We start from the raw sequence: 15,905 nt of genomic DNA on the forward strand, positions 1-15,905 counted from the left end.
ACATTGTCACATTAACTTGAATGTCTGCTTCTGGCCGATAGCAGACGATCAGAATGACTCAGCGCACGAAATTATTGCCTTCACGGCAAGAAAACGGCTTTACTAGACGCGCCAAGCCCTCTCGCTGCCATTTACTGGCCCGGCGTCGTCTCATCCGGGCAGCTGACCTCGTCTTCTGGCGTATATAGAGTCATCGGCACGCGCTGCCCATCGACTTCCAGTTCGCGCACTTTCGGTGGCACCAGCTGGAACTGGCCCGCCTGCAGTTTCTCACGCAAGGGCTTGCAGCGCAGGGCATCCACGGGGATTTGCCCGCGCGCAGTCCAGCTGCCATCCTCCTTCTCCGCCAGCAAGACTGACGAGGCGCGCGGGTCATTGCTGATCAGCAGCACGTCCTGCTTGCCATCGCCATCGAAATCGAGCAGGTAGGCGTCGCACTGCGGCCCTGCCCGCTTCAAACAGGCGGGCAGGCGCCAGGCCGGGCTCACTTGCGTCCAGTCCTGGCGCAGGAAGCTGTCCGGCAACTTCGCCGTGGCAGGGCGCAGAGTCAGGTTGATCGACACGTCGCTCAGCGCGCCCGTCTCGTCGAGGCGGTTCTGGCGCTTGAGCATGGCCTCGGCGCGGGCCCGCACGACAGCTGCGTCGGCGCCCGTCGTGCGTTTGCTCAATTCCTGCAGGGCTGCCTGGCCATAGCGGGCGCCCTGGAAGCGCAGGTATTCGAAATCGAACTTGTCCACGCCAACCTTGCCGCTCTCCAGGCGCGCCATCTGGCTGGCCACGGAAATGCGCGCCGGGTCCGCCAGCGGCGAGAACAGCGCGAACAGCACCAGCAAGGTGACAAAGGCGGTGGCCACGTTGACGTTGGCGATCAGGTGCAGCCAGTCGCCATACTTGCTGGCCGCCCAGGCATAGCCGGCGGCGTAGCAGGTGGCGACCAGCAGGCAGGCGGCGGCGATCAGGCGGTCGGCCGTCCAGCCATGCGACATCACGCGCAGGGTCAGCGCATAGATGGCGATGCCCACCACCCACGGCAGCAGCAGACAGGCCAGGCGCGTGCCCAGGCGGATGCCGCGCGCCACGCCATGGCCCACTTCGCCATTCTGGAAGGCGGCATTGATCAGCACCACCAGCACGCCGGCCATGCCCAACAGCACGGACGCCGCATGGCGCGTGGCCCACAGGCGCTCGAAGCCGATGAATGGCAGGGTCAGCAGGAAACCTGAGACGAGCACGGCGGCGATCGGCATCAGCCACGACAGCAGCACCAGCAGCAAGGTGCGGATGCCGCGCACGATGGACGGGCGCACGTCGGTGATGTGGATGGCGAACGAAAACGCGAAGCAGATGACGGGAATCACGAACCACGCCTGGCCCAGCAACTTTTTCAGGAAACTCAGCTTGATCAGCAGGAACAATTGTCCGCCCAGCCACAGCACCAGCCACAGGCCCAGCACGAACAGCAGGGAAAACAGCAGCTGGATGCCCAGCTTCCAGGCGATTTCAAAATATGTGGGGTAGCGGGCGATGCGCTGGCCATCCTGGGCGCTGGCCAGCACCAGCGCGTGGGCGATATAGAAACCGACCACGCAAAAACCGAACAGCTGGGCGGAAATGACGCGCAGCGGCGCGCCCGGCTTGTAGTTGCCCCAGATGACGTGCTCGGCGCCGCGCGCCACGTCATGCCAGGCCAGCACGGCCAGCACGGCGGCAGCACCCGTCATCCACAGGGCGATGCGCTTCGCCGACATGTGGCCCAGGCTGGAGACCAGCAAAATGGGCAGCAACAAGCTGATCAGCATCAATGGCCCCAGCAGATAGGCTTCCGTGGCGGGCCACACCTTGTCTTGCGCCGTGCAGTACAGCCAGTACAGCAGCAAGCCTTGCAGCAGGCCCGTCACCAGGCGCGTCACCGCGATGCGCGGCGCCACCACCGGATCGAGCAACGCCATGTTTTTTCCTGCGGCATCCTGCTGCATAGTCATTCCCTTAGAGTCGTTTATTGCTGTAAAGCACGGCCATTATTGCATTTCGTTATCGGCATCTCAACAACGATTCGTGCGGCGCGCCTTCACTGCGGCGCAGCGGCAGGCTTTGCGCGAGGCCCCAGGCCAGTTCCGGCACGATGAACAGCCACAGCACGGGCTGGCCCGTCACCAGCAAGGCCCACGCCATCCATGTGGAAAACAAGTAGCGCGCCGCCGCGTCATAGCGGCCAAAGCGCGGCTGCGGGTCGACGATGCGCAGCACCGACCAGACCATCACCACGCTGCCCAGCAAGCTGCTGATGAGCAGGTGAAACGGCACGAAGAGGGGCAGCGGCACGCCGCCCAGGCGCACGTTGAGGGTGCTCAGTTGCTCGCGCAGCAGCAAAAACGTCCACGGCGTGGCGAATGCGGCCGTCATGAGCACATCATAAATGGCGCTGGCGCGCACCAGGCGGCGAAAGGCGGAAACAGACAACATGGCAACTCCTGTCATTGGAAAGTATCCATGATCAAGGCTGGAGTACACTCCATGGTCAAGCATTTCATGAAAGAAACCACCATGCAGATCGGCGAGATGGCGCAGGCGACGGGCTTGAGCCGCGATACCCTGCGCTTCTATGAAAAGCGGGGCTTGCTGCGTGCGCGGCGCGGCGCGAACGGCTACCGCGACTACCCGCCCGAGGCAGCCGACTGGCTGCGCTACCTGCGCACGGCGCAGCAGCTGGGCTTTACCCTGGCGGAAATCGAGGCCGACATGCCACTGCTGGCCAGCGCCGGCGATCCCGCCACGGCCCAATTGCTGCGCACGGCGCTGGTGCGCAAGCTGGGCGACATCGATGCGCGCATCGCGGGATTGACGCAGCTGCGCGGCGAACTGGCGCGGCGGCTGGAGCCGCAGGCGGCGGCCTGTCCATTGCGCGGGGATGCCGAGGCAACTCGCTAAATGACTGGCATGACGACGGTTGCCCGGCGCGGGCGGTGCGCAAGCCCCCTGAAAAACAAAAAACCGCCTGTGCGACGCAGCAGGCGGTTCTGACATGGAACAAAGCCGGACTTACTTGGCGGCCTTGCGGCGGCGCAGGAAACCCATCAGGCCCAGGCCAGCCAGCAGCATGGCGTAGGTTTCCGGTTCCGGCACGGCGGCCATCACGGACACGTTGTCGATCACGGCGCCCGAGTAATTGTCGAACGGCGTGCCAGCCTTGGCGGCGCTGGCAAACGACAGGGTCGCCAGGCCGGTGGTGGCGGCCGTGAAGCTCAGGGTATTGCTGTACAAGGTGTTCGACGCGGCGGCCGTCGAGTAGAAATCGCCTGCCACGCCGCCGAAATTGACAGCCACGCCCTGGCCAGCCGGGCCGCCGGAATTGCGCGCCATGTCAAAGCTCAGGTTATATGTCTGGCCGGCAACGACACTGAAATTTTGCGACAGGAAACCCGGACCTGGCGTACCCAGCAAATCGATGCTGTAGCCATTGATGGCATTGTAGGCATTGCGGATCAGGTCGACGGAACTGGCGCCCACGGTCCAACCCGTGATGGCCGACGAACCGCTGTTGACGACTTTAAAACCGCTGTCGAAGGTGTAGCCGGAAGCGACTGTTTCAAAATTGCCATTCGTAATCAGGTTGACGGGGCTGGCGCTGGCGGTGCCTGCAGCAAACAGAGCGACAACTGCTGCGATGGTAGCGATTTTCATGAGCTGGTTTCCTTGCCTTGTTGATATTAAAGTTACCTTAAGTGAAATCATATCTCAGCCATGATGAAAATCCAAGAACTTTGCAAAAATATATTTAATGTGGATAATTTGTAACGTCTTCGAACGTACCGGAAGCGATGGATCAATCAAGCTCTTGCCGCGCCACTAGGATGCCGTCCGCATCGGCGTAGATCCAGTCACCCGGATGCACGGCAACGCCGCTGATCTGCACGCGCACGTCGCGCTGGCCCGTCCCAGCCTTGTTACTCTTGCGCGGATGCGTGGCCAGCGCGCGCACGCCGATCTGGCAGACATTGATTTCCTCGCTGTCGCGGATGCAGCCATCGACGACGATGCCGGCCCAGCCGTTGCTTTCAGCCAGCACGCCCAGCTGGCCGCCCACCAGCGCGCGGCGCAGGCTGCCGCCGCCATCGATCACCAGCACATGGGCCTGGCCCGGCGTTTCCAGGGTGCTGCGCACGAGCGCATTGTCTTCAAACACTTGCAAAGTGGTGGCCGGGCCGCTGAAACGCACGCGCTGGCCGAAGGCGCGGTACACGGGTGGCAGCACGGCCAGGGTGCCATCGTCGAGCATGGCTGCATAGTCGTCGCACAGGTCGGTGGTGGCAAAGGTCATGGGGATTCCTTTCATAGCAGATGGCAACGATTCTATGCCTTTTGCAGCGCCGCGGCACGCGTTTTCCCGCCCACGCCCACGGCCGTGGCAATCGCCAGCGCCTGGAACACGCCAATGAAGACGAACAGCAGGGCCGGATGGTCGCCATCCATCAGCGCGCCAAAGAACAGGGGGCCCACGGCCAGGCCGCTGTCGAGGCCCGAATACACGACGCCATACACGCGCCCCGTGGCATTCTTGGGCGCCGCCGCGCGTATCATCAGGTCGCGCGACGGCCCCGCCACGCCGGACGTCAGGCCGATGGCGCCCATCAGCACCACCGCGCCCCAGGCCGGCACGACGGCCATGGCCAGCAGCACGGCCAGCAGCGCGGCGGCGGAAAAGGCGATCGCCACGTTGCGATCCGGCTGCTTGCTGCGCGCGCCCACCACGCCGCCGGCCAGCATGCCCACGGCCGAGGCCAGCATATAGGCCGTGTAGGCGCTGGTGGCCAGCGCCAGGCTCATGCCGTACAGCTTGACCAGGGCCACGCTGGCAAAGCTCTGGATGCCGCCCAGCGCGATGGCGGTAATGAAGAAGAAGGCAAAGCACATCCACACAGCCGGCAGGCGCAAAAAGTCCAGCGTGCCTTCGCCGCCGGCCGCCTGGCCCGGCGCCGCCTGCTTGACCGGCTCGGGACGGATGGCGTGACGGTTCAGGAACAGGATCAGCAGCACGCCAAACGGCAGCACGGCCGCGCATTGCAGCGCCACCCGCCAGTCATACTGGGTGGCAACATACGTCATGAACAGGGGCGCCAGGGCCCAGCCGATATTGCCGCTGATACCATGCACGGAAAAGCCGTAAGCCACGCGGGCCGCCGATACACGCTGGTTGAGTATGGTGTAGTCGGCCGGATGGAACACGCTGTTGCCCATGCCAGCCAGCATGGCGCCCAGCATCAGCGCGGCATAGCTGTGCGCGGTGGACAGGGCCAGCGCCGACACGCCCAGCAAGAATATGCCGGAAAACAGCACGGCGCGGGCGCCGAAGCGGTCGACGACAAAGCCGGCCAGCGCCTGTCCCACGCCCGAGATGATGAAAAACACCGTCATCAGCAGGCCCAGTTCCGCATACGACAGGTCGAAAGCGGGTTTCAGCCAGACGAACAGGGCCGCGAGGATCAGATGGTAGAAATGCGAGATGCCATGCGCCAACCCCACCAGGGCGATGACGCGCGCATCGCTGCGCAAGGTGGGCGGTGACTGCGGTGGCAAGTGCCTTGCCGAGTTAGTTGTTATCATGTCATACCCTGTCTTATACTGATGAAGCTCAAGTGTATGCAAAATACCATCGTCTGTTTTCCGACAGAACGACATAATTTATCGAATTAAGGCCAAGCTGATGGGTGTACCTATCCTCCACCATACCCGCATGTGTCCGCCGCGGGAAGCGCCCAGCGCGACGATTCCCGTGACGATGATCGCGCGCGACCTGCAGCCCGATGAATTTTTATTACCGCACAGCCATCCCTGGGGCCAGGTCACCATGGCGCTCGAAGGCGTGCTGCGCATCACCGCCAACAACAGCAGCTGGGTGCTGCCGCCCATGCGCGCCATCTGGATCGCGCCTAACGTGGAGCATGCCGTCACGATACTGGAAAAAACCCGCTTGCGCCCCCTGTGCATCCATGCCGCGCGCGCGCCGTTTGCGGGACATGACTGCAAGGTGCTGGAAGTGTCGAGCCTGCTGCGCCAGCTGATCATGGCGCTGGAACAACTGGACCCGGGCCAGGAACCGGCGCGCGAGGCATTGCTGGCCGAACTGATACTCGATGAATTGAAACGCTCGGCCACGCGCCCCATCCGCGTCCCCTTGCCTGGCGACAAGCGCCTGAAAACCCTGTGCGACAGCCTGATCGAGAAACCCGGCGGCAACCAGACGCTGGAGCACTGGGCGCAGCTGGTCGGCGCCTCGGAGCGTACCCTGGCGCGGCTGTTCGAACGGGAGTTGGGCATGAGTTTTGGCCAGTGGCGCCAGCAGGTGCGCCTGGCGCACGCGGCGCCACTGATCGCGCGCGGCGTGCCGCTGTCGCAGGTAGCCGAAGAACTGGGCTACGCCAGCCAGTCGGCCTTTTCCGCCATGTTCAAGAAGACCTTCGGCAGTTCGCCATCGGCCTTCTTTGCACAGGGCGACAGGGGCTAGGCAGGACGCGGGCGCGCCGTGCCTCAAGCCATGAAGTCAAATAAAGAATTCTTGCCCGTATAGCCCGGCAAGGCCGAGTTCGTACCCATCTGTTCCTGGGCGGAATACGCTTTCACCAGCGCCTGCGCCTGGGCCGTCAGTGCCTTGGCCAGCACGGCTTTCTTGTTGGTCAGCGTGGTGATGTCCTTGCCCACCGATTGCACTTCCTTGCGGATGATGCTCGTTTCGCCCGTCAGTTCACCGATCTTGCTGGAAAACTGGTCCGCCACGCCCTTGCCGTTATTCGTAAACAGCTTGCTGACGGCGTCCGGATCGGCTGCGATGGCCGCCTTGAGCTTTTTATCGTCGAGCACCAGCTCGCCGCTCTTGCCCAGGGTCACGCCAGCGGTGCCCAGGATGGAAGCGGGCACGCCCGTGCTGGCTGTGCGCAGCACTTGCTCCATCTGTGTACGCACCTGGCCCAGGGCCGTGTCGGACTTCAAATCACCCTGCTGCAGGCTTTGCAGCTTGCTGTTGAGCTCATTGTAGGCCGTGACGAAGCTGGCCACGTTGCTGGCGATCTGGCTGCTGTCCTTGGCGATGACGAGGTCGGTCGTGCCTGTTTTCTTCAATTCGATGGTGGCGCCCTCGACGGCCGTCGTCAGGGTATTCGTGGCGCTTTTGATGTCCTTGCCGTCGACGGTGAGCAGCGCGTCCTGTGCGGCGGCCGTCTGTTGCAGGCCCTTGCCGGCGCCGGGCGCATAGCTGAGCAGATTGCTCACGGCCGCGTCGCCGGACACGCTGATGCGCATGCTGCTGTCGGCGCCGCTCTTGCCGTTCAGGGCCAGTGAATAGCCATCCGCGCCCTTCACCACGCTGGCGTCGATGCCCTGCTGCTTCAGCGCGGCAGCGATGCCGTCGAGGCTATTGTTGCTGCTGTCGATGGTCAGCGAAATGATCTTGCCGCTGCCGGGGGTAAATTGCTTGCCGTCAGTCGCACCCACTTCGATCTTCACCAGCGCCGGCGCCCCCGTGCCGATCGCCGCGCTCGAGGATTTCTGCGCTCCGCTGAGCAGGGTCTGTCCCTGCGCCAGCTGCTTGACGTTCAATTCATGACTGCCGCTGACAGCCTTGTCGGTGGTGGTGGCGCTCAGCACATCCTTGGCGCTGGACGTGGCCGCCGTGGCCAGGCCGCTGCCGGCCATGTTCTTGGCCACGGTCTGGAATTTCGCCAGTGCCGATTGCAACTGGCCCAGGCCCGAGAATTTGGCCTGGTCGCGCGCCAGATTGGCATTGAGCTTGACGACGCCCGTGTTCTGCGACTGCATCTGGCGCTCCACCTTCGCATACACATCGGCCGAGATATTGCCCTGCGTCGTTTGCTGCGTGTTGTTGGTGTAGGCCCTGCTATTGATGGTCGAATTAAACATGGTAGGCATTCCCGTCGGGTGTAAGGTCATGGCACACGGTTCAGGTCTTGACCGCGCTGCGCTGGAAACGGACGGCAGGCGCGCGTGGCGCGGCAAGGTCCCTCTTCTGGTTGATAATTATGCAGTATTACCGGAATATCAAAACAGCGAACAGAACAAGTTTTTCCTGACTGCAAACCCATATGCACCATTTTAGCGCAATTACTTGCCACCCCTCTCCGGGCGTGCCTCAGCGCATGAATTTGGAAATGGCGCTGCTGACGGCCATGTCCAGTTGCAGGAAAGTGAGTCCCACCTTGAAACCTGCACTGCTGAAAATACAGTGCGAGACGGACGCGCGCGCCTCGATGATGTGCGCCGAACCATCGTAAAACAACTCGAACAGCACCTTGCCCTGCTTGCCTGTCGGCACCGGTTCAGCGATGACGGCCGCCATGCCGCCCGGCCCCACATCGAGGGTGCGCGCCGCCACGGGACCCGCGCCATCGATTACCAACATTGCCTTGGCACGCAAAATCTTGCGTGCGCCCTGCCTTTGTTCAACTGACACTGTATTCCGCTTCTCTAGCTATGCATTGTCGATGCGGATTCATGAAACGAATCCATCGGACAAATATTATAGTTCTAAACGGAAATTCTGTTTGACTTGTCTCAAGCTTGGCATTTAAACCATACCAACTTTTACTCCAAATCGCGCAGTTTGTTGAACGCCTCGTCGATGCGCTCGACGCCGATGACCTTGAGGCCCTCGATGGCTTGCTTGGGCAAATTGGACTTGGGCACCACGGCCAGGGTAAAGCCCAGCTTGGCCGCTTCGCGCAAACGCTCCTGGCCCCGTGGCGCGGGACGGATCTCGCCGGCCAGGCCCACTTCGCCAAACACCACGAGTCCCCGTGGCAAGGGCTTGTTGCGCATGGACGAGTTAATCGCCAGCAACACGGCCAGGTCGGCCGCCGGTTCCGTGATCTTCACACCACCCACCGCGTTGATAAAGACATCCTGGTCGAACGCGGCGATGCCCGCGTGGCGGTGCGCCACGGCCAGCAGCATGGCCAGGCGGTTCTGTTCCAGGCCGACGGACAGCCGGCGCGCATTCGGCAAGTGGCTGGTATCGACCAAAGCCTGGATTTCCACCAGCAAGGGACGCGTGCCTTCCTGCGTCACCATCACGCACGAGCCGGGCACTTGATTGTCGTGCTGCGACAGGAACAGGGCGGACGGGTTCGACACGCCCTTCAAGCCCTTTTCCGTCATGGCAAACACGCCCAGTTCATTGACGGCGCCGAAACGGTTCTTGATGGCGCGCACCAGGCGGAAGCTGGAATGGGCGTCGCCCTCGAAATACAGCACCGTGTCGACGATGTGTTCGAGCACGCGGGGGCCGGCCAGCGCACCCTCTTTCGTCACGTGCCCCACCAAAATGATGGTCACGCCCGTCTGCTTGGCCGCCCGCGTGAGCTGCGCCGCGCATTCGCGCACTTGCGCCACGGAACCGGGCGCCGAGCTGAGCGCGTCCGAATACACGGTCTGGATCGAGTCGATGACCACCACTTCCGGCTTCAGGTCGGCCAGGGTGCCGAGGATTTTTTCCAGCTGGATCTCCGCCTGCAATTTCAGTTCCTTGGCATCGATGAGCAGGCGCTTGGCGCGCAGGGCGATCTGCGCGCCCGATTCCTCGCCACTCACATATAGCACGCGCTTGTGGTGCGACATGTTGGCCAGCGCCTGCAGCAGCAGGGTCGACTTGCCGATGCCGGGATCGCCACCGATCAGCACCACGCCGCCGGCCACCATGCCGCCGCCCAGCACGCGGTCGAATTCCTCGATGCCCGTGCCGAAGCGCGGCACGTCGATGGCGTCGATATCGTCGAGCGACAGCACGGGCGCCGTCTGCGCCAGCGACATGTGCTGCGGGTTCGAATAGCGGTTGTTGCCGCCCGTCTCGGGCAGGGTTTCCACCATGGTGTTCCACTGATTGCACGAGGTGCATTGCCCCATCCATTTATTACTGATGGCGCCGCAATCGCTACAGGTGTAGATGGTCTTGACTTTTGCCATGGTGTATTTTGCTCGGGTAAGGTGAAACCGCTGTTTATATGTACAGTGAATTCACAGTATATACAAACGGCGGGCCGGCGTCACTGTGTCGCTTCGACCACGGGCACGCGGGGCGCCAGTGCGCACATCAGCTCGTAGCCGATGGTGCCGGCGGCCAGGGCCACCTCGTCGATCGGCATGCCCTGGCCCCACAAGGTGACCGAACTGCCCACTTTTGCGCCCGGCACGTGGGTCAAGTCCACCATCAGCATGTCCATCGACACCCGGCCGATGAGCCCCGTGCGCACGCCGTCGACCAGCACGGGCGTGCCTTCGGGCGCTTGGCGCGGGTAGCCATCCGCATAGCCGCAAGCCACCACGCCCACCTTGACGTTGCCGGCCGCTTCGTAGCGGCTGCCATAACCCACCACCTCACCGGCGGCGATATCCTGGATGCCGATGATGCTGCTGCGCAAGGTCATGCTGGGCAGCAGGCCGAACGCCTGCGCCGACGTGCCGCCGGGCGCGCCGCTGGGCGTGCCGCCATACAGCATAATGCCGGGGCGCACCCAATCGCTGTCCAGATGGTGCAGCAGCAAGCCGGCCGAATTGCACAGGCTGCGCGGCAAGGCCGTACCGATGCTGGCCGCCCCGGCCTCGAAGCGCAGCATCTGCTGGGTCAGCGGCAAGCGCGTGGGCGCCGCCTCGTCCGCATTGGCGAAATGCGTCATCACGGTGATCGTGCCGATATGTGGCATGGCGCGCAGGCGCGCATACGCGGCGGCGATGGCTTGCGGCGTAAAGCCCAGGCGGTTCATGCCCGTGTTCATCTTCAGGTGCACATCGATGGCGTGCGGCAGACGCGCCGCTGCCAGCATGGCGATCTGTTCTTCGCAATGCACGCTGCCATTCAAGCCGTATTGCGCCATGACAAGTAAATCGCTGGCGTCGAAAAAGCCTTCCAGCAGCAGGATGGGCTTGGTCCAGCCCAGTTCGCGCAAGCGCACGGCATAGTCGACCTCGACCAGCGCCAGGCCATCGGCGCCGGCAAAGCCCCGCATGGCCCGCTCCAGGCCGTGGCCATAGGCATTCGCCTTGACGACGGCCCACACCTTGGCGCCGCGGGCGCAGGTGCGCGCGCGCGCCAGATTCTGTTGCATGGCATCCAGATGGATGGTGGCGATGAGGGGCCTGGGCATATGCGTCGTTCACGGCGGGTGGGAAAGCCGTATTTTACCGGATGGGCACGATGCGGGGCGGCAAGCCTGCAAGGTGGACGGGCGCGGTGGTTCGCGATAGTCACCCACGACAGCATGTATAAAATGCTCACATGTGTGTGTATTTTTCTACGGCAGAAAAATTAAGCTTCGCTTAGGCAAGACTATGCAAAGCGACCCCGCCCAAACTTGGGGTTTGCCGTTTTTTCGTGGTATAAAGCAAGCCAGATATGATTTCAGGCAATCCAGAATGAATCGTGGTTTTTATACCATCATGGCGGCGCAGTTCTTTTCCTCGCTGGCAGATAACGCCCTCTTTTTTGTCGCCGTCGATTTATTGGTGTCCATGAAATCCCCGGCGTGGATTACGCCGCTGCTCAAATTGTCGTTCGTGCTGTTTTACGTGCTGTTAGCCGCTTTTGTCGGCGCCTTCGCGGATGCATTACCGAAAGGCAAGGTCATGTTCATCGCCAACATGGTCAAGATCTTCGGCTGCGCCCTCGTCTTCTTCCATGTACACCCGCTGCTGGCCTACGCCGTCGTGGGTTTTGGCGCGGCCGTGTATTCGCCCGCCAAGTACGGCATCCTGACGGAACTGCTGCCGCCGGAAAAACTCGTGGCGGCGAATGGCTGGATCGAAGGCTTGACCGTCACCTCCATCATCCTGGGCACCGTCATGGGCGGCGCACTCGTCAGCGGCCACGTGTCCGACATGCTGCTGTCCATCGACATCCCCCTGATCGACACGGGCATCACCGGCAAGACGGAAGCGGCCTTGTGCGTGGTGGTGGGCATTTATGTGCTGGCAACCCTGGCCAACCTGAAGATTCCCGACACGGGCTGCGTGTATCCGCACCAGGAACGCAATCCTATCAAACTGATCACCGATTTTGCCAATTGCTATTCCATCCTGTGGAAAGACAAGCTGGGCCAGATCACCCTGGCCGTGACCACCCTGTTCTGGGGCGCTGGCGCCACCTTGCAACTGATCGTGCTGGAATGGGCCAAGCAGTCGTTGAACATGCCGTTCGACAAGGCAACCAGCCTGGTGGGCGTGGTCGCCATCGGCGTGGCCGTCGGCGCCGTGCTGTCGGCGCGCTTCATTCCGCTGCGCAAGTCGCTGACCGTCATTCCGCTGGGCATCGCCATGGGCGTGATCGTCATGATGATGACGCAAGTACACTCCGTGTGGATCGCCTACCCGCTGCTGATACTGATCGGCGCCCTGTCCGGCTTTTTCGTCGTGCCCATGAATGCCTTGCTGCAACACCGCGGCCACGTGCTGATGAGCGCAGGCCATTCCATCGCCGTGCAGAACTTCAATGAAAACCTGTCGATTCTCACCATGCTGGCCGTGTATTCCATCATGATCCGTTTGCACCTGCCGCTCAATATCATCATCACCCTGTTCGGCCTGTTCGTCGCCGGCACCATGTACATGATCATGCGCAGGCACAAGCTCAACCAGGCCGAGCACGACAATCTGTCCTTGATCGGCGAGCATAAACACTAAACCCAAGCAAGGGCTGGGGTCAGACGGGGACGCCGAGTCCCTGAGGGTCTGAGCCCGGATTTGGTTTTGGGTTGAGAATTTTCGACCTACGCAGGTAGCGTGCCAGCCAGCCGCCGCGCGGCAGCCTGCTGCGTCCAGTCATGGGGCACGACAAAGCCGCGCGTGCGCTCCACTTCCCAGCCGTCGACATGCTCCACCGTGGCCACCATTACCGGTTGCGCCAGATCAAACAACTGCGAGCGCAAGGCATCGAGGTCCAGCACTTCCACGCCTTGCCCCTTGAACGGCGCCAGCCATTGCAAGCGCGGCAGCACAATATAGCGCTGCTCCGACAGTTGGGCTGGCGTGCACCAGAAGCCGTGTCCATGTTCCGGGGAAATGCCGTCCATGCCGGGCGTGGCGCCCGCCGCATAAAACAGCCAGCCCTTGACCAGCGCCTGCGCCGCGCGCACGGGGTGCGCCAGCAGGCTTTGCGCGGCCGGATGGCGAGACAAGGCAAGTTGCTTGTCGAGAATCTTGCGCATCTTCAAGCCCAACGTATCGGCCAGGTTGGGGCCGATCAAGTGGTTGAACACGCCGGGATCGGGCGCGCCTTCGAGCAGGTAAAACTTGGTGGCAAATTCCCAGTGCAGCAAGCCATCTCCGTCACGCAGCAAAAAATCGAACTCGCCCACCGTGTCGTTGCGGTTCACCTGCACTTGCAAGCCATGCGCTTGCAATACCCCACGCTGCTCAAAATAAAAGGCCAGCAGCTTTTCAGCGTACAGGCCCAGGCGGGAATAGAATCGGGGACCGAGCGCCGCATCGAGCGGTGATGGGTCATCTTGCAGCGCTCCCAGCCAGGCCGCCACGGCAGGCGTGACGGGTTCCAGGCTGGCGATGCGCCCGCCCCAGTGGGCGCTGGCCGGGTCCAGCAAATCGGGCGAATCGAGCAGCCAGGCCAGCGCACGCACGCGGGGGTGCGTCAAATGCCCCCAGCGGCGCTCGAAACGGGCCTGGAAGGTGCCGACGGCCGTATCAATCACCGTGCGTGCTTTTCGCCAGGCACAGGTCGGCCCAGGCGCGCGCCTTGGCCTGGCCCGTCTCATCCTGCAGCAGCATTTCCGGGTGGAAGGTGGCGACAAGCGAGGCATGGCCCAGCTTGCGCACCTTGCCGCGCACGGGTTTTTCACCGGGATTGATGCCGGCGGCGGCCATCGAGCCCAGTGTGACGATGGTGCGCGGCTGCAGCAGGGCCAGTTCGCGCTCGAAGTACGGGCGACAGGCGGCGGACTCTGATGCGGTGGGCAAACGTTCCTGGCCCACCTCGTCGAGCGGACGGCATTTCAGCAAGTGGGTGATGTACACGTCGCTGCCCGCATCGACAGCAATGGCTTTGAGCATATTGTCGAGCAATTTGCCCTGCTCGCCCGGCAAGGCTCGCCCTTCGCGTTCTTCCAGGCGCGAGGGGCTGCTGGCCAGCATCAGCCAGGCGCCCTGGCGGTCGCCACGGCCCATGACGACGCCCTTGCGCGTCTTGCACAAGTCGCAGCGCGCGCACTTGGCCACGGCGGCCGTCAAACCATCCCAGTCGAGGACGGCGATCTCGGCATCGCTCAGCTGTTTGGCCGCTGGCGGTGGCGGCGCGTCGTCGAACCAGGCCGTGTCGTCAGGCACGGCGGCAGGGGCAGCAGTAGCAACTACTGGCGTAGCGGCGACGGCGACAGCGACGGGCGCCTCGGCCTTCACCTCGGCGACTACCTCGGCAACGACCTCAACCACTGCTTCAACGGCTTCGGCCACAGGCTCCGCCACGGCGACTTCCATCTCCACAGGGGCCTCGACAACGGCGTCAACGGGCTCGGGCGCAGCCCCCTGGCGCAAACGCCACAGGGGACCGACGCCCATCTCATCGAGGAAAACGGCGCTGCGGCTCATAAGGTATAACGCATCACGATGGCGTCCTCACGTTGCGAGTTGCTGGCCGGATAGTATCCCTTGCGCCGGCCTATCTGTTCAAATCCATAGCGCTGGTAAATATCGAGCGCGCGCACATTCGACGGGCGCACTTCCAGCAGCATCGACTCCATGCCCAACTGGCGCGCGCAGGCGCACGACTGGTTCAGCAGGAAACGGCCCAGGCCCTGCCCCTGAATGGCGCCCTCGACGGCCACGTTGAGCAGGTGCGCCTCATCGACGACCAGCATCAGCAGAAAATAGCCAAGCAGGGTGCCGTCCACGTCGCGCAGCACCCAGGCCGGGTAGCCGCTCTTGAGCGAGTCGACAAAGTTGCCGTGCGTCCAGGGATGCGGATACACGCGCTGCTCCAGCGCCAGCACTTCGGCCAAGTCCGCCTCACCCATCGGCTGATAGTCGAGGCGCAGCAAGTCCCAGTCTGCCGCGCTGTCGTCCTGCGTCACTGCGTCCTTGCCCTCCTCCATCATTGCGCCGACTCCGCAGCGGCCTTGGCCAGTTGCATCTCGTGCCGTTCCGCGCTCGTGTAAGCGATCTTGTTGCGCAAATACAAAGGCTGCGCCTCGGCCGCCGTCACAAAATGGCCGGCCGCAAAGGCAATGCGCGCCAGTTGTCCCACCTGCACGGCGTGCGGCATGATGGCGACGTCGGCCGTGGCGGCGCACGGCAGCGCGGCCAACGCCTCGGCATACGCGCCAAAGCCGTTGCCACAGCCGACGACGTCGCCTTGCGGCGCCACGCCGGCCGGCGCACTCAGGGCCGGTGGCAGGACAGCCTGCAAGCCATTTTGATAGTCATATTGCGCCCAGTACACTTCGCCCATGCGGGCGTCGAGCACGGTCACGATGCGCTGCGCGCCATGCTGCTGGTGGCACGCCAGCGCCATCGCGTCGAGGGTGACGACGGGCACTACGGGCAAATTGGCGCCGTAGGCCAGGCCTTGTGCGATGCCGCAGGCCGTGCGCACGCCCGTAAATGAGCCGGGGCCGGAGCCGTAGGCGATGGCGTCCACGTCGGCCAGGGTCACGCCCGCTTCGGCCAACAATTCCTGCACCATCGGCAGGATGGACTGGGAATGGGTACGCACGCCCGACGAGGCGCGGGACAGGACGACATCGCCGCGCAACAAGGCGCAGGAGGCGAGTTCGGACGAAGTTTCAATAGCAAGCAGGGTGGGAAGTAAGGTAGGCATGGCGTATTTTACCTTGCCGCGCCATGGCGCGGCACTCCCCGCTGCGGCATGCCGGCACCAGCCTGGCAGCGATCAGGCCGAT

Annotated in this window: 17 protein-coding genes; 4 read left to right on the forward strand and 13 right to left on the reverse strand. The window is 63.1% G+C overall.

The genetic code is table 11. The annotated features are described in order from the left end of the window. Positions 1-131 precede the first annotated feature (131 nt). Positions 132-1,949: a DUF4153 domain-containing protein gene (locus ACQ4W0_RS11305; protein ID WP_436576807.1), complete on the reverse strand. Its 1,818-nt coding sequence runs from the start codon at positions 1,947-1,949 to the stop codon at positions 132-134. 82 nt (positions 1,950-2,031) lie between these two features. Further along, positions 2,032-2,463 carry a hypothetical protein gene (locus ACQ4W0_RS11310; protein ID WP_436576808.1) on the reverse strand — a complete coding sequence of 144 codons (432 nt, stop codon included), beginning with the start codon at positions 2,461-2,463 and terminating at the stop codon, positions 2,032-2,034. A gap of 81 nt (positions 2,464-2,544) precedes the next feature. On the opposite strand from ACQ4W0_RS11310, the gene ACQ4W0_RS11315 reads away from it, so the two are divergent. Further along, a complete protein-coding gene (locus ACQ4W0_RS11315) occupies positions 2,545-2,928 on the forward strand; it encodes a MerR family transcriptional regulator (RefSeq protein WP_436576992.1) in 384 nt (127 codons plus the stop codon). A gap of 111 nt (positions 2,929-3,039) precedes the next feature. Here ACQ4W0_RS11315 and ACQ4W0_RS11320 read toward each other — a convergent pair whose 3' ends face one another. The 3 genes from ACQ4W0_RS11320 to ACQ4W0_RS11330 form a co-directional block, all read right to left on the reverse strand. Next, positions 3,040-3,681: a choice-of-anchor C family protein gene (locus ACQ4W0_RS11320; protein ID WP_436576809.1), complete on the reverse strand. Its 642-nt coding sequence runs from the start codon at positions 3,679-3,681 to the stop codon at positions 3,040-3,042. Between the two features lie 142 nt (positions 3,682-3,823). After that, positions 3,824-4,318: a ribonuclease E activity regulator RraA gene (gene rraA / locus ACQ4W0_RS11325; RefSeq protein ID WP_436576810.1), complete on the reverse strand. Its 495-nt coding sequence runs from the start codon at positions 4,316-4,318 to the stop codon at positions 3,824-3,826. A gap of 32 nt (positions 4,319-4,350) precedes the next feature. Next, a complete protein-coding gene (locus ACQ4W0_RS11330; protein WP_436576811.1) occupies positions 4,351-5,601 on the reverse strand; it encodes an MFS transporter in 1,251 nt (416 codons plus the stop codon). A 100-nt stretch (positions 5,602-5,701) separates the two neighbouring features. Between ACQ4W0_RS11330 and ACQ4W0_RS11335 the strand changes: the two genes are divergently transcribed. Further along, positions 5,702-6,502, forward strand: coding sequence for an AraC family transcriptional regulator (locus tag ACQ4W0_RS11335; RefSeq protein ID WP_436576812.1), 801 nt, complete (start codon positions 5,702-5,704; stop codon positions 6,500-6,502). Positions 6,503-6,525: 23 nt separating this feature from the next. Here ACQ4W0_RS11335 and fliD read toward each other — a convergent pair whose 3' ends face one another. Further along, complete coding sequence (gene fliD, locus ACQ4W0_RS11340) at positions 6,526-7,911, reverse strand: flagellar filament capping protein FliD (protein WP_436576813.1); 1,386 nt, start codon at positions 7,909-7,911, stop codon at positions 6,526-6,528. Positions 7,912-7,939: 28 nt separating this feature from the next. Here fliD and ACQ4W0_RS11345 point away from each other — a divergent pair, with 28 nt between their 5' ends. After that, on the forward strand, positions 7,940-8,107 hold the full coding sequence (locus ACQ4W0_RS11345) for a hypothetical protein (protein ID WP_436576814.1): 168 nt from the start codon (positions 7,940-7,942) through the stop codon (positions 8,105-8,107). 33 nt (positions 8,108-8,140) lie between these two features. On the opposite strand, the gene ACQ4W0_RS11350 is transcribed toward ACQ4W0_RS11345, so the two are convergent. From ACQ4W0_RS11350 to alr, 3 genes are all read right to left on the reverse strand, one after another. Further along, complete coding sequence (locus ACQ4W0_RS11350; protein ID WP_436576815.1) at positions 8,141-8,461, reverse strand: PilZ domain-containing protein; 321 nt, start codon at positions 8,459-8,461, stop codon at positions 8,141-8,143. 131 nt (positions 8,462-8,592) lie between these two features. After that, positions 8,593-9,969 (reverse strand): DNA repair protein RadA, encoded by a 1,377-nt coding sequence (gene radA, locus ACQ4W0_RS11355; RefSeq protein WP_141170089.1) that lies wholly within the window; start codon positions 9,967-9,969, stop codon positions 8,593-8,595. Positions 9,970-10,049: 80 nt separating this feature from the next. Continuing rightward, the gene (gene alr / locus ACQ4W0_RS11360) at positions 10,050-11,147 is read right to left on the reverse strand and encodes an alanine racemase (protein WP_436576816.1); all 1,098 of its coding nucleotides are present in this window, start codon (positions 11,145-11,147) and stop codon (positions 10,050-10,052) included. Between the two features lie 268 nt (positions 11,148-11,415). On the opposite strand from alr, the gene lplT reads away from it, so the two are divergent. After that, positions 11,416-12,678 carry a lysophospholipid transporter LplT gene (gene lplT, locus ACQ4W0_RS11365; RefSeq protein WP_436576817.1) on the forward strand — a complete coding sequence of 421 codons (1,263 nt, stop codon included), beginning with the start codon at positions 11,416-11,418 and terminating at the stop codon, positions 12,676-12,678. 86 nt (positions 12,679-12,764) lie between these two features. Here the strand turns inward: lplT and ACQ4W0_RS11370 are convergent, their stop codons facing one another. From ACQ4W0_RS11370 to tsaB, 4 genes are read right to left on the reverse strand one after another with little or no spacing between them, the layout of a single operon-like run. Continuing rightward, entirely contained in the window at positions 12,765-13,700 is a 936-nt protein-coding gene (locus ACQ4W0_RS11370; RefSeq protein ID WP_436576993.1) for a DUF1853 family protein, read from the reverse strand. Continuing rightward, complete coding sequence (locus tag ACQ4W0_RS11375) at positions 13,696-14,595, reverse strand: uracil-DNA glycosylase (protein WP_436576818.1); 900 nt, start codon at positions 14,593-14,595, stop codon at positions 13,696-13,698. The genes ACQ4W0_RS11370 and ACQ4W0_RS11375 overlap by 5 nt, the downstream gene beginning before the upstream one ends. Further along, positions 14,592-15,101 (reverse strand): ribosomal protein S18-alanine N-acetyltransferase, encoded by a 510-nt coding sequence (gene rimI, locus ACQ4W0_RS11380; protein ID WP_436576819.1) that lies wholly within the window; start codon positions 15,099-15,101, stop codon positions 14,592-14,594. Before rimI ends, ACQ4W0_RS11375 begins: the two co-directional genes overlap by 4 nt. After that, positions 15,098-15,823 carry a tRNA (adenosine(37)-N6)-threonylcarbamoyltransferase complex dimerization subunit type 1 TsaB gene (gene tsaB, locus ACQ4W0_RS11385; protein ID WP_436576820.1) on the reverse strand — a complete coding sequence of 242 codons (726 nt, stop codon included), beginning with the start codon at positions 15,821-15,823 and terminating at the stop codon, positions 15,098-15,100. Before tsaB ends, rimI begins: the two co-directional genes overlap by 4 nt. Positions 15,824-15,905 lie beyond the last annotated feature (82 nt).

It is taken from the genome of Janthinobacterium breve (genome assembly GCF_051380895.1).
Classification (GTDB): domain Bacteria; phylum Pseudomonadota; class Gammaproteobacteria; order Burkholderiales; family Burkholderiaceae_D; genus Janthinobacterium.